At 67.6% G+C, this 13,133-nt stretch carries 8 protein-coding genes; 1 reads left to right on the forward strand and 7 read right to left on the reverse strand.

The genetic code is table 11. From position 1 onward, the window contains the following. Positions 1–26: 26 nt before the first annotated feature. From LTA6_RS17565 to nusA, 7 genes are all read right to left on the reverse strand, one after another. Entirely contained in the window at positions 27–1,871 is a 1,845-nt protein-coding gene (locus tag LTA6_RS17565) for a glycosyl hydrolase family 18 protein (protein WP_341975145.1), read from the reverse strand. Positions 1,872–1,980: 109 nt separating this feature from the next. Further along, positions 1,981–4,551, reverse strand: a complete 2,571-nt coding sequence (locus LTA6_RS17570; RefSeq protein ID WP_341975146.1) for a glycosyl hydrolase family 18 protein — start codon at positions 4,549–4,551, stop codon at positions 1,981–1,983. 149 nt (positions 4,552–4,700) lie between these two features. Next, complete coding sequence (locus LTA6_RS17575) at positions 4,701–6,839, reverse strand: helix-turn-helix transcriptional regulator (protein ID WP_341975147.1); 2,139 nt, start codon at positions 6,837–6,839, stop codon at positions 4,701–4,703. A 134-nt stretch (positions 6,840–6,973) separates the two neighbouring features. Next, positions 6,974–7,411, reverse strand: a complete 438-nt coding sequence (gene rbfA, locus LTA6_RS17580) for a 30S ribosome-binding factor RbfA (RefSeq protein WP_341975148.1) — start codon at positions 7,409–7,411, stop codon at positions 6,974–6,976. A 72-nt stretch (positions 7,412–7,483) separates the two neighbouring features. After that, the gene (infB, locus tag LTA6_RS17585) at positions 7,484–10,288 is read right to left on the reverse strand and encodes a translation initiation factor IF-2 (protein WP_341975149.1); all 2,805 of its coding nucleotides are present in this window, start codon (positions 10,286–10,288) and stop codon (positions 7,484–7,486) included. A 59-nt stretch (positions 10,289–10,347) separates the two neighbouring features. Then, positions 10,348–10,620, reverse strand: a complete 273-nt coding sequence (locus LTA6_RS17590) for a YlxR family protein (RefSeq protein WP_341975150.1) — start codon at positions 10,618–10,620, stop codon at positions 10,348–10,350. Positions 10,621–10,661: 41 nt separating this feature from the next. Continuing rightward, positions 10,662–11,645 carry a transcription termination factor NusA gene (gene nusA / locus LTA6_RS17595; RefSeq protein ID WP_341975151.1) on the reverse strand — a complete coding sequence of 328 codons (984 nt, stop codon included), beginning with the start codon at positions 11,643–11,645 and terminating at the stop codon, positions 10,662–10,664. A gap of 129 nt (positions 11,646–11,774) precedes the next feature. Here nusA and LTA6_RS17600 point away from each other — a divergent pair, with 129 nt between their 5' ends. After that, on the forward strand, positions 11,775–13,130 hold the full coding sequence (locus tag LTA6_RS17600; RefSeq protein ID WP_341975152.1) for an FAD-dependent oxidoreductase: 1,356 nt from the start codon (positions 11,775–11,777) through the stop codon (positions 13,128–13,130). The last annotated feature ends 3 nt before the right edge of the window (positions 13,131–13,133 follow it).

Here is a 13,133-nt window from a genome sequence, read left to right on the forward strand (position 1 = left end):
GGTGCTCGTCTCGTCAGGTCAGGCGGCTAGCACGCACCGACCAGACCCCATGCTCCCCATTCGACCGAACCGGGTGCCTCTCCCTGAGTCCACCACTTCGCGGTGTACTCGGACCCCTGGTACGAAGCGGTCGCGCCGCCCGTGTAGACAGCGGTCGGCGACCAGGCCGCGGCATCGCAGGCGCCAGGATCCGTCGGATCGGTCGGATCGGTCGGATCCGTCGGATCGGTCGGATCGGTGCTGCATGCCTCGACGAGCGCCCACACGGCGTTCGTGCCAGGAGTGTCACCCTGTGTCCACCACTTCGCGGTGTACTCCGATCCCGCGTGCGAGACCGTGGCGCCGCCGGTGTAGACGGCTGTCGATGACCATGCCGCGGCGTCGCAGGTGCCGGGATCGGTCGGATCGGTGGGATCCGTCGGATCCGTGGGATCCGTCGGATCGGTCGCTCCACCGGGTGCCGCAGCGCGGAGATGGTCGGCCAGGGTGCCGATGAGCTCGCCCTGGCGGTCGCCGGAGAGCTCCCACCACATACCGCCGCCGAGCTTGTGCTCCACGATGTACGCGGCCTTCTGCGCGACGCTGCGGGTGTCGTCGTAGCTCCACCACTGGTTGCCGTCGTAGCGCCACGAGGCGCCGATCGTCGCGTCGTAGTGGCCGGTGCCGAGGTTCTTCAGCTTGTCGTAGTCCTCGTTGCCCTTCTCCCACGTGCCTGGTCCGGCGCCCGTCGCCGGGCCCCATGCGTTGACTGAGGTGGCTCCCTGCCAGCCGCGCCCGTACGCGGCGAGGCCCATGCCGAGCTGGGTCGGATCGATCCCGGTCTTGAGGTACTCGCGCACGCTCTGATCGACGCTGAACTGTCTCGCCTCCGCCCGGGTATCAGCCGGGTCGTCGTACAGGTTGCCCTGATGACCGGTGAGTCCGGCATCCCATGCGCCGTGCAGGTCGTAGCCCTGAATGTTGCCGAAATCGAGATAGTCGAACAGTTCGGGATCGTTCCAGCCCCCGGCCTCGATGTCGGCAGGATTCGCCGGCAGGAAGGCCGACAACTGATAGTCCTTTCCGGTCGTCACGGTCAGCGCATCCAGCTGCGTACGGAACTCCCTGAGCAGAGCCTTGAAGTTCGCCCGGTCGTTCGCCTCGTCGACGATGTTGCCGACCTCGCCGTTCTGCGAACCGGGCCACTCCCAGTCGATGTCGAATCCGTCGAAGACTCCCGCTGCCGCTCCCGGTCCGCCGCGCCCGTCGACGACAGGCAGGTTGCCCTTGATGTACAGATCGATGCAGCTGGAGACGAACGTCTTCCGGGTGGCGTCCGTGGCTGCTGCCGCCGAGAAGTTCTTCGACCAGGTCCAACCGCCGAGCGACAGCATCACGTTGAGGTCGGGGTTCTTCTGCTTCAGCTGCTTGAGCTGGTTGAAGGATCCCGCCAATGGCTGGTCCCAGCTGTCGGCGACGCCGGAGACCGAGTTCGCGGCCGTATAGCCCATCCCGAAGTCGGCCCAGGCGTCGCCTGCGCCGTCGGAGCCGTTCGGTCCTGTGCCCTGCGCCTTGTTCGCGATGAAGCACTTCAGCGTTTCGTGGTGGATGTTGCCGAAGGCGTAGTTGATGTGCGTGAGGTCGGCGGCAGCACCGGAGACGTCGAGCTGCTTGGCCTGGAAGCCGCGCCCGTACACCCCCCACTGCGCGAAATAGCCGACGGTGCGATAGCCGTTCATGGCACTCGGCGCCTCGGCGGCCACGGTCTGGGGCACCGTGGCCGCCGCTGCCGGCACGGTGGCGACGGCGGCGAGCGCGGCGACGGTTGCCGCCGTCGCGAGCGTCGCCAGCGCGGCGGCGATGCCGCGCCTGGGTCGTTCAGGTCTCGTCATGATCTTCCTTCGTCTGGCGGATGCCGGAGCATCCGCATCCTGTCTTCTCCCGCCCTCGATGCTGAGATGCAGGAGGAGGTGGGGCGGCTGGGGGCCGCCCCACCAGGTCTCAACAGCGGATGCCGGCTCCCCAGACGTCCGCTGATCCGGGTGTGTCGCCCTGGGTCCACCATTTCGCGGTGAACTCGGAACCGCCGTGTGCGACTTTCGCCCCGCCTGTGTAGACAGTCGTGGCGCTCCACGCAGGAGCAGAGCACGTGCCCGGTGTCCCGCCGCCTGGCCCACCGATGCCGGGCTCGACCACCGTCACGTTCCGTGGCAGGTCGTACAGCGTCGCGTAGACGTTCTCGCCGATCGTCAGGCGCAGGTTGGAGATCTGCGCGATCGGAAGCCGCCAGCTGAGCTTGCTGAACACGGATGCTCCCGGGGCGATCCCTCCGGAGGGAACCTTGATCGTGTAGGTGTGGAAGTTCCCGTCGAGCCCGCCGACGTTGTCGCCGGCGTGGTCGCTGTCGACCTTGACGATCCCCCAGCCGTTCTGCTCGCCCATCGCACCGGTGTCGCTGGTCGCCGTGTCGAACGTGATGGTCGCACCTGCCGGAATCGCCGTGGCGGAGTTGTTGGTGAACGTCACCTTCGGATTGATCGGATAGTTGTTGTCGCCCAGCGCGAAGTCGCTGAACTCGACGCCCAGATCGATGGCTTCGGTCGGCATCTGCTCGTCTGCCTTGGCCGCACCGTATGGCTGCGACGCGGAGAGGCGATCGTGGAGCAACCCGACGAGAGTGGATCCCATCTCGTACTGTCCGGCCGCCTCGTCGTAGCGGTAATCGCCGGCGAGCTCCCAGATCATGACCCCGCCGATGCCGTTGTCCGCGACATAGTCGGCCTTCGCCTCGATCGCCTGGTCGGCATCGCCCGAGAGGAAGGTCTTCGTGGTCGGATTCCACCACCACTCGACCTTGGTCACCGGATCGAAATGCCGGGTGTAGGTGCCGGTGATCGTGGTCGGCGCACCGTAGGACGCGGTGTAGTCACCGACGATCCCGCGCTCGAGGTTGAGCACATGCCAGATCGGGTTCGCGCCGGCACCCACCTCGCCGCCGCTCTTGTCGAGGTCGTGCCAGAGGTTGTTGATGCCCACGGCGCCGGCGCCGCACTTCGACGTCCCGCCCAGACTCGGTCCGGTGCCTGGCGGGCACTTCGTCTGGTCGGCCAGCGGCGCCGAACCGTAGAGTCCGTTGGTCCCGCCTTGAACGCCGTCCCAGCCGCGCGTGTAGAAGGGCACTCCGAGGTTGATGCGCCCGGCAGGCATCGCGCCCCGGAAGTAGTGGTACGCCCAGTCGGCGTTGAGGTAGCCGATTCCGCTGTAGGCGTTGTACACGCCACCCGCGGCGAGCTCGGGATCTTTTCCGTCGTCGAACAGGGCGCCGTTGCCGCCGACGTAGTTGTTCCAGGACCCGTGCAGGTCGTAGCTCATGATGTTGACGTAGTCGAGGTACGGCAGGATCTGGTGCACTTCGGCACCGCGGAGCAGCCATCCCGACGCCGGAGCGGCGACTGTCAGCAGATAGTGCCTGCCGTCCGCGGCACCGGCCGTGTCGAGTTTCTCGCGAAGCGTCTTCATCAGCGCCTCGTATCCTGCCCACAGTGTCGCGCGACGCGGCTCGGAGAACGCGAAGTCATCAGGGTTTCCGGCCTTGCCGTTGCTGTTGGCGTACTCGTAGTCGATGTCCACGCCCTCGAATCCGTAGGTGCGGATGAACTCGACAGCCGAATCGGCGAAAGCATCGATCTTCGCCTGCGAGTCGGTCAACGCGTAGAAGCCTCCGTCCGCCACCCGGTCACCCGCGGCATCGAAGTGGCCGCCGGTCTCCGCCCAGCCGCCGACCGAGACGAGCGCCTTGACACCGGGATTCTGCGCTTTGAACTTGTTCAACAGATTGAAATGGCCGTCGTAGTCGTAGGCAGGGTCCATCTCCGCTCCGGCGACACCCGGCCACGTCATGTCGGTGGCCGCGTTCCCGGCGGCATCCTGGTTGACCGAGACCTTGCCCTGCCCATCGATGTGCGCGAACGCATAGTTGATGTGGCTGAGCTCGGTCCACGGAATGTCGCCGGCGAGGTACCGCGGGGTGCCGCCGGTACCGGTGCGCCAGGAGGTGAAGTAGCCGATCACTCGGTGCTCGAGTCCGTTGGGCAGGCGCTCGCGGCCGGCCTCGTCGTAGATCGTGCAGTACGGGACGTCGACGCCCGGCGTCTGGTAGAGCCCGTCCGGGCGGCACTTCTCGTCGGGGTTGTCCGTCCACACCGTGCCCTCATCGACCGGGTCTGTCGGATCAGTCGGGTCGGTGGGATCGGTGGGATCGGTGGGATCGGTGGGATCGGTCGGGTCGGTGGGATCGGTCGGGTCCGTGACGCCGCAGGCACCCAGCGACTCCCAGGGTCCCCAGGCCTCGGTACCCGGCGTGTTGTTCTGCGTCCACCACTTCGCGCGGTAGTTGGCGCCGTCGTGTGAGACCAGTGCGCCGCCGGTGTATGCCGACGCCGACGCCCACGCCGCCTCGCATTCGGTGTCAGCGGCTCCCGCCGGTCCGGCGGCCGCGAGTCCGGCGATCACCATCGCCGCGCTCAGTAGAGCCAGCGTCCTGAGCCGCCGCGGTGTTCTGTCAGTGCGCATGAGGCGTTTCCGTTCTTCGTCGGACAGCGATCCGCGGGTGATCGCGGTGATCCGACGCTATTGACCCCGCTCAGCGCCTCGCATCGGGGTTAACCACATGCATCCCTGATCCGCATCGACGGGACGGGACGCGTGCGCGAAACCAGCGCTCAGGCGTACTGGTTGGTGCGGTGCGCGAGGACCGTGAGCTCAGCCCGGGTTCGCACATCGAACTTGGCGAACAACCGCCCGATGTGCACCTCGACGGTCCGCACGGAGACATGCAGTCGTAGTGCGATCTCTCGATTGCTGTGGCCCTCGGCGACGAGCATCGCGACCTGCAGTTCGCGATCGGTGAGTACCGGTTCCCATGCCGCTCTGCAGGCCGCCAGCGGATCGGCGGCGCACACAGGAATCGGTGCGGTCGGCAGGCTGGAGCTCTCGGCCACCAGCTCTCCCAGGCGCACCAACCGGGCGTCAGCCGCCGACTTCCATGCCTCCGCACCCGCTGTCGCGAAGAGACTCCGCGCTGCCTGCAGATGTCGGACGCCCGCTCCCAGATCGCCACGCGTCACGCAGGTCGTCCCGAGAAGTGCCTCGACCCGTCCGCGCTCGAACGGAGATCTGATGGTGCGGCTGGCATCGGCGGCCGCCTGATAGTCCTGTCCCCACGCGTTCGCACGCGCTGCACGGATCGCAATGCGGATGCGGCGTGCCGAGGTGATGTCCGGAGGCTCGATGAGTGTCGGAAGCATGACCGGGCCCACCTCCTCCAGACCAGGAAGACCGAGGCATGCGCCGGGAGCGCCGTACTCGGCCCACAGTCGCATCTGCGTGGCTGCCTCATCGAAGCGACCAGCCAGATACGCGGCGATACCGTCTTCGACGAGGTGATCGGTGTGCAGCGAACGAGGCAGAACCACCGTGAGAGCGGCCGACATGGCGCCGCGTCGTCCCGTCGTGGCAAGCTCCACCAGACGCGTCAAGATGACGGCGAGACCGGCGAAAGGGAGCGCGAGCGGCACAGTCAGGGCTGCGCGCACGAGGACCTCGTGCGCGGCACGCACATCTCCCGACCAGAGTCGGAGCAGCGCCTCGACCGTCGCCCGATATGCGCCCACCACCGGACTGCGCTCGAACCCGCGCACGACGGCGTCGGCGGTGTCGATCCGATCGTCGCCTGCGAGGATGCGCAGGCCGCCTTCGGTGTCCCCGGAAACTCCGGCGCGCAGCGCCAGAAGGATGCTTCGGATGGGCTCTTCCCCGACGATGCCCGCGACGGCCTCGCCGGCGAGAAGGGTCGCCCAGGCGTCCGCCGGCCCGCACAGTGCGCCACCGGCACGGCATGCGGCATCGGCCTCGCGGGTCAGCTCCGCCCACTTCAGACTCTCCGCGTCGGAGTTCCGCTCTGAGCTCAGCATCGCCACGATCGCGGTGAGACGCCCCCAATCGCGCCACGCTTCGGGGCTTCCGCCGGTCGGCCGGAGACGCTCCGTGTTGACGGGGGGCACCTCCCCGAATCGAAGCGTGTTCGCCACGACCAGCCCTGCTGCCGCCACGCTGTCGGGGCGCTCGCCGTTGCGAGAGTCCTCTTCGACGACGGCGCCGAGCAGGTCGGCTGCATCGTCCACCCAACCGCCACGGAGGGCGGCAAGCCCGGCAGCGGAACGTGCCGCGACGAGGCCCTCCGGATCGGCGTGCCCTGCGGCTTCCCTCGCGACCGCGAACGCGCGCACGGCGTCGCCGCTCGCCGCAGCATGCCGTGACAGCTCCAGGAGCGGCCGCGTCAGGGCGGATTCGCCCTGCATCGTGCTCAGCGAGAGGTGCCAGAGAGCACGCCGATCATCGCCGAGCTCTTCGTACACGGTGTGCAGCGCTGCATGGATCTCCGTGCGCTCGGACAGGTCTGCGGTCTCATGCACCCAGATGCGCAACCGCGGGTCGATGAAGGCGAAATGCCCGGCGACGAGGAGCAATCGTGCGCTGAGCTCGCTGCTGATGATGTCCTCGATGGTGCGCCTGGAGACAGCGCGAAGAACGTCGGTGCGGTCGTCGACGCACACGGCGGCGGCGAGCAGGGCCCGTCGTTCCCACGGCGCCAGCAAGACGTCCGCGAACCGTGCGGCGACGACCGGCGTCAGCGGAAGCGGGTCAGGCAGCGCGCGCGTTCCCCGTCGCTCTCCCGGGGAGAGCAGACGGGCGACTTCCGCGATCGTCTCGAAGTCGCCGTCGAGCTCGGCGAAAAGGCGCGCGGCGACGTGCGGGGCGATCAGCAGGCCGCTCTCCTGGAGAGACTCCAGGAGTTCCACGACCGGAGCCGATCGTCGACGCGACCGCGTCGCCCCTCCGGTTTCCGGGTATGTCGCAATCACCCTTGCCTCCGCTCACCTCATCGTCGCGTAGGACAAATGTTAGCAGCGCTTACAAAGGTGCGGTGGTGCGATCAGCCTTCTTCTTCGTCCAGTTCACGCGGCTTGACGTACGGGTCGGCATCTCCGGCATGTACGGCCGAAGCGGCGATTCCGGCGACGGCCGCGTCGCGCTCGCGCGCTTCACGCAGCAACGCCGCGATGTGGTCGGCGTTCTCCGGAAGTGCGTCCGGGATGAACTCGAGCGTCGGCACCAGGCGGGTGCTCAACTGCCGCCCGACCTCACTGCGCAGCATCCCCGTCGCTGATGCGAGCGCCGCACCGCTGGCGATGCGCTCCTCCTCGGTGCCGAGCACCGTGTAGAACACGGAGGCATGCTGCAGATCCCCGCTCACGCGGACGTCCGTGAGAGTGACGAAACCGAGCCGCGGATCCCGCAGTCCCTTCTCCAGCCGCTCGGCAAGGATCACACGGATGCGATCGGCGAGACGGGCCTGTCGTTCACCAGCCATTGTTCTCTTCCTCTCCACGAAGCCTTCGGGCGAGGATGCTCAATGCATCCCCGCCCGAAGCTATCGAACTGATCAGCCGCGAGGCTTCTCGACGAGTTCGATGGTCTCGATCTCGTCGCCGATCTGAATGTCGTTGAACTTGCCGAGGCCGATACCGGCCTCGTAGTCCGTGCGAACCTCGGTGACGTCATCCTTGAACCGCTTGAGCGACTCGATGGCGAGGCCGTCCGCGAGGACGACACCATCGCGGATGACGCGGGCCTTGGCGTTTCGCGTGATCGTTCCCGATCGCACGATGACACCGGCGATGTTGCCGAACTTCGAGGAGCGGAACACCTCGCGGATCTCGGCGACGCCCGACTGGACCTCTTCGTACTCCGGCTTGAGCATTCCCTTGAGGGAGCTCTCGACCTCGTCGATCGCGTTGTAGATCACCGAGTAGAACCGGATGTCCACGCCTTCGCGAGAGGCGCGCTCGCGCGCCTTCGTGTCGGGGCGGACGTTGAAGCCCACGATGATCGCGTTGTCGATCGTCGCCAGGTTCACGTCGGACTCGGTGATCGCACCGACACCGCGGTGGATGATGCGCAGCTGCACCGAGTCATCGACCTCGATCTTGAGGAGCGACTCCTCCAGCGCCTCGACGGCACCGGACACGTCACCCTTGATGATGAGGTTGAGCGACTCGACCTTGCCCTCTTCGAGTGCACGGGTGAAGTCCTCGAGCGAGATGCGCTTGCGGGCCTTGGCCAGCTGCGCGTTGCGCTCGACCGCTTCACGCTTCTCAGCGATCTGGCGGGCCAGACGGTCCTCGTCGGTGACGAGGAACACGTCACCGGCGCGGGGCACGGAGTTCAGACCCTGCACCTGGACCGGACGGGACGGGTAGGCCTCTTCGACCGCATCGCCGTTCTCGTCGAGCATCGCGCGAACGCGGCCGTAAGCCGTACCGGCGACGATCGAGTCGCCGACACGCAGCGTTCCGGACTGGATGAGCACCGTCGCGATCGAACCGCGGCCCTTGTCGAGCTTCGCCTCGATGGCGACGCCTCGTGCGGACTTGTTCGGGTTCGCGGTCAGGTCGAGACCGGCGTCGGCCGCGAGCAGCACGGCGTCCAGGAGTTCCTGGATGCCGGTACCGGCACGCGCCGAGACGTCGACGAACATGACGTCTCCGCCGTACTCTTCAGCGACCAGACCGTACTCGGTGAGCTGCTGGCGCACCTTGGCCGGGTTGGCGTCGGGCTTGTCGACCTTGTTCACCGCGACCACGATCGGGACGTTGGCCGCCTGGGCGTGGTTCAGCGCCTCGACCGTCTGCGGCATGATGCCGTCGTCGGCCGCGACCACGAGGATCGCGAGGTCGGTGACCTGGGCACCACGTGCACGCATGGCGGTGAACGCCTCGTGACCCGGGGTGTCGATGAAGGTGATGGCCCGCTCGATGCCCTCGTGCTCGGTCCAGACCTGGTACGCACCGATGTGCTGGGTGATGCCGCCGGCTTCACCCTCGATGACGTTGGTCTGACGGATCGCGTCGAGCAGTCGGGTCTTACCGTGGTCGACGTGACCCATGACGGTGACGACCGGCGGACGGATCTCGAGGTCTTCCTCGTTCTCCTCCTCCAGCTCCTGCTCGAGGTTGAGACCGAAGCCCTCGAGGAGCTCCTTGTCCTCGTCCTCGGGCGAGACCATCTGGATCTTGTAGCCGAGCTCGGCACCGAGCACCTCGAACGTCGCCTCGTCCAGCGACTCGGTGGCCGTAGCCATCTCGCCGAGGTTGAAGAGGATGGTGACGAGGGTTCCGGGCTGCACCGTGTAACCGGTCAGCGTCTCGATCTTGTCGGCGAAGTCCGCGATGGAAGCTCCGCGGCGCATGCGAATGATCTCGCCGTTGCCACGGGTGACGTTGACGCCACCGACGACCGGGGCGCTCCGCATCTCGAATTCCTGCCGCTTCGCCCGCCGCGACTTGCGCTGCTTGCTCTTGCCGCCGCCCTTGCCGAAGGCACCAGCGGTACCACCGCCGGGACCACGGCCACGGCCACCGCCGCCACCGGGACGACCGGCGAAACCGCCGCCGCCACCGGGACGTGCACCGGGGCCGCCTGCGCCACCGGGGCCGCCTGCGCCGCCGGGACGACCGGGGCCGCCCGGACGCTGCTGGAACGGTGCACCACCGGGACGACCGCCACCCTGTCCGCCGCGCGGAGCGCCGGGACGAGCGGGACCGCCGGGGCGGGGTGCGCCGGGACGCGGAGCGCCGGGACGCGGGGCCTGCGGGCGCGGGATGTTGCCGGGCGTCGGACTCGGACGCTGGCCCATCCCCTGCGCCGAGGCGAAGGGGTTGTTGCCGGGACGCGGACCTGCCGGGCGCTGCCCCATCCCCTGCGCAGAGGAGAACGGGTTGTTACCGGGACGCGGGCCGCCGGGCGTCGGAGCTGCGCCGTCGGACTTCGGCGTCGCAGTGTCTGCCTTCGCTGCCGACGGAGCATCCTGCGCAGCCGGAGCGGCCGGAGCAGGGGTCTCTGCGACCGGAGCGGGCGCTGCGGGGGCGGGAGCCTCCGGAGCAGGCTTGGGGCCAGGCTTCGGTCCCGGGGTCGGGCCCGTCGGCTTCGCCGCACCGGGCTTTGCTGCACCGGGCTTGGCCGCGGCAGCCGGCTTGGCCGCGGCGGCCGGCTTGGCCGCTGCAGTCTCCGCAGGCTTGGCAGCACTGTCGGCTTCGATCGCCGCGCGCAGCTTGCGCGCCACCGGCGGTTCGATGGTTGAAGAAGGGCTCTTGACGAATTCGCCGAGCTCCTTGAGTTTTGCAAGAGCGACCTTGCTGTCGACGCCAAGTTCGGCGGCGATCTCGTGTACGCGTGGTTTTCCAGCCACAATTCTCCTGTCAGGGTCGGTCCACCCAGACAGGGCAGACCACTAGTCGCGGACGGGTCTCATTTCGAGCCGTTCACTTTGTTTCCATAGCCATTCAGCCGTTTCTCGATGGTCTGCGTGTCCAGTGGTGCGGACACACGGAGGGCTCGTGCGAAAGCGCGGCGCCGCAGGGCGGCATCCATGCATTCCCGCGTCGGATGCAGCCACGCGCCTCTCCCCGGCAGAACCGCACGCTCATCGATGATGAGGATGTTGTTCTGGGAAACCACCCTGAGAAGGGCGGAGCGAGAAGCACGGGTGCGACAGCCGACGCACGTTCGTACAGGTTCCATCTTACACCGCGCCGCCGAGGGTCTCCGCGCAGGCCATCGACTCAGTCCAGGACGCTGTCCGGCTGGATGTCGATCTTCGCTCCGGTGAGCTTGGCGGCCAGACGCGCGTTCTGGCCTTCCTTGCCGATCGCGAGCGACAGCTGGTAGTCGGGCACCAACGCGCGTACCGCCTTGGTTCCGGCATCCAGGATGAACGCGCTGGTGACCTTCGCCGGCGACAGCGCGTTGGCCACGAAGGCCGCGAGTTCCGGGTTGTAGTCGACGATGTCGATCTTCTCCCCCGCCAGCTCCTCGGTCACTGCGCGCACCCGTCGACCGAGCTCGCCGATGCAGGCGCCCTTGGCGTTGATGGAGGGGTCATCCGACTTCACCGCGATCTTGGTGCGGTGACCGGCTTCACGGGCGAGTGCAACGATCTCGACGAGGCCGGCCGCGATCTCCGGGACCTCCAGCGCGAAAAGCCTGCGGACGAGCCCGGGGTGCGTACGCGAGACCGTGATCTGCGGACCCTTCATCCCCTTGGCGACGCTCGTGACGTAGACGCGGATGCGAGACCCGTGCGTGTACTCCTCGCCGGGCACCTGCTCCTCGGGCGGGAGGATGGCTTCGACGGATCCGAGGTCGACGTGGATCATCCGCGGGTTCGGACCCTGCTGGATGACGCCGGCGACGATGTCGCCTTCTTTGTCCTTGAAGTCGCCGAGCACGACGTCGTCGGCGATGTCGCGCAGCCGCTGGCTGATGACCTGCTTCGCCGCGAACGCCGCGATGCGGCCGAAGTCGTCGGGGGTGGCGTCTTCTTCGCCGATGATCGCGCCCTCTTCGTCCTTGACGACCTGGAGCACGGCGACGTGGCCGGACTTGCGGTCGAGTTCGACGCGGACGCCCTCCGGAGTGGTCCCGTCGGCGGCGACATGCTTCGAGTACGCAGTCAGGACGGCCTGTTCGATGATCGCGACGAGTTCATCGAAAGGAATCGCCTTCTCTTTCTCGATCCCACGCAGCAGACTCAGTTCGATGTCCATGACGACTCCCTATTCAGCTCTCGTCGGCGCTTGTTCACGCGCCGACATCCGTACAACGATACCCTGTGGCCACGACCCGGCGCGACGGCTGGGGCCGCTGCTCGCGGCGTCGACACCCCAGGAGGATCCGTGACCACGTTCGACACCATCGTGATCGGCGCCGGTATGTCGGGCACGACCAGCGCACGGATACTGGCGGACGCCGGCCACCGCGTGCTCGTCCTGGAAGCACGCGACCGGATCGGCGGTCGCATGCAGAGCGACCGCTCGGCGGGCTTTCCGGTCGATCTCGGCGCCTCCTGGATTCACGGGATCACCGATTCCCCGCTCTCGGATCTCGTCCAGACGCTCGGGATCCCCACGATCGAGTTCACCGTCGGGAGCTTCCAGGCCGGTGGGCGGCCGATCGAGAACTTCGACGGCGAGAGTGCGCCGATGGATGCCGACGCCTCTGCTCGGTGGGTCGCGGATGTCGAAGCGGCCGACCTCGCGCTGGTCGACGAGATCGCACGGTCCGAGCCCGGCGACACGTATCTCGATGTGACCGAGCGCGTCCTGGACCGTACCGGATGGGCACCGGAACGCATCGACGAGGTGCGCGAGTTCTTCCGGCATCGGGTCGAGGAGCAGTGCGGGGCGTGGATCGGCGATCTCGATGCGCACGGACTCGATGAAGACGCGATCGACGGTGACGAGGTGATCTTCCCTCGCGGCTACGATGAGCTGCCGCACCGCATCGCCCAGGGACTCGACATCCGGCTCGGCCACGTCGTCACAGCGGTGAACCGCTCAGCCGACGGGGTGATCGTGTCGACCGATCAGGGTGAATTCACCGCACACAACGCGATCGTGACCGTTCCGCTCGGTGTTCTCAAGGCGGGCGCGATCGAATTCGCCCCCGCTCTGCCGGAGGACGTCGCCGGACCCATCGCGCGACTCGGCATGGGTGTCTTCAACAAGATCTTCGTGCAGTTCCCCGAACGGTTCTGGTCCGAGGACAGCTATGTGCTGCGCGCCCTCGGCGACGCCGGTGAGCACTGGCACTCCTGGTATGACGTCTCGGCGATCAGCGGGCACCCGACGCTGCTCACCTTCGCCGCCGGACCCTTCGGGCGGCATGTGCAAGGGCTCTCGGACGGTGCGGTGATCAGTGATGTGCTCGCCAGTCTGCGCGCCATGTACGGCGACGCCGTCGGTCAGCCGGTCGCGCATCGGATCACGCGCTGGGGCGACGATCCGTTCTCGATCGGCTCCTACTCGTACCTCGCCGTCGGTTCTTCGCACCACGACCACGACGCGCTGGCCGGTCCGGTCGACGGGGTGCTTCATTTCGCGGGCGAGGCGACCTGGGGCGATGAACCGGCGACGGTGGGCGCTGCACTGTACTCCGGACGCCGCGCGGCGGAGAGGATTCTCGGCCGCACGATCGATCTGAACGAATTCGCCGCGCGCATCATCGCACGCGAGCAGTCCGACGCCCGCTGAACT

The sequence above is a fragment of the Microbacterium sp. LTA6 genome, assembly GCF_045690355.1.
Taxonomy (GTDB): domain Bacteria; phylum Actinomycetota; class Actinomycetes; order Actinomycetales; family Microbacteriaceae; genus Microbacterium.

Coding starts and splice junctions, on each gene's coding strand:
- LTA6_RS17565 (WP_341975145.1), bottom strand. CDS start 1,871: ATGACGAGACCTGAACGACCCAGGCGCGGCATCGCCGCCGCGCTGGCG.
- LTA6_RS17570 (WP_341975146.1), bottom strand. CDS start 4,551: ATGCGCACTGACAGAACACCGCGGCGGCTCAGGACGCTGGCTCTACTG.
- rbfA (WP_341975148.1), bottom strand. CDS start 7,411: ATGGCTGGTGAACGACAGGCCCGTCTCGCCGATCGCATCCGTGTGATC.
- LTA6_RS17590 (WP_341975150.1), bottom strand. CDS start 10,620: ATGGAACCTGTACGAACGTGCGTCGGCTGTCGCACCCGTGCTTCTCGC.
- nusA (WP_341975151.1), bottom strand. CDS start 11,645: ATGGACATCGAACTGAGTCTGCTGCGTGGGATCGAGAAAGAGAAGGCG.